The organism is Neisseria dentiae, assembly GCF_024580525.1.
GTDB classification, from domain to species: Bacteria; Pseudomonadota; Gammaproteobacteria; order Burkholderiales; family Neisseriaceae; genus Neisseria; species Neisseria dentiae_A.
The window spans coordinates 1-563 of record NZ_JANIKQ010000065.1; the positions used below are offsets into that span (position 1 = coordinate 1).

1 protein-coding gene is annotated in these 563 nt (G+C 47.6%); it reads right to left on the minus strand.

Annotated features, from left to right (window positions below; translation table 11 throughout):
* Positions 1-563 (minus strand): integrase core domain-containing protein (locus NQ012_RS12880; RefSeq protein WP_257067971.1); only part of this gene is annotated, 563 nt, incomplete at both ends.

Below are 563 nucleotides of genomic sequence, written 5' to 3' on the forward strand. Positions count from 1 at the left end.
AAGCCTGTAAAACCTCAAAAGGGGTGTCGCCTTTCAGGCTCTTGTGGGGCTTGACGGTGTTATAAAAGTTAACAAAACGACATAACTCTTTTTGCCGGTGTGCCGAATCCTTAAACGGATGCTTGTCATGCCACATTTCCATTAAGGTACGGATAACCCGCTCGGCTTTACCATTGGTTTGCGGCCGGGCAACACGGGTGAATTTTTGGCTTATGTTGTTTTGCACACAGGCAATGCCAAACGGGTGCTCCGCATTGCCACGATATTCGACACCGTTGTCGGAATAGGCGCATTCGATGGTATAGGGACAACAATCTATCACATCGCGCAAAAGAAATTTGGCTGCGCTGGCTGCTGTACGGTCCGGCAATATTGCAGCATACAGCTCGCGGGAAAAATCATCAATGGCAACAAACAGATAATCCCGAGGGTCGGTTGCTTTTTGGTTTTGTAGCAAAGGCAGCCGTTTGGTATCGAAATGAACCATTTCGCCGGGATAGGATTTGTTGTAACGCTTTGCCTGTTTTTTGAGTTTCTCTTCGATTTCCCGCTCAACTTTAGCC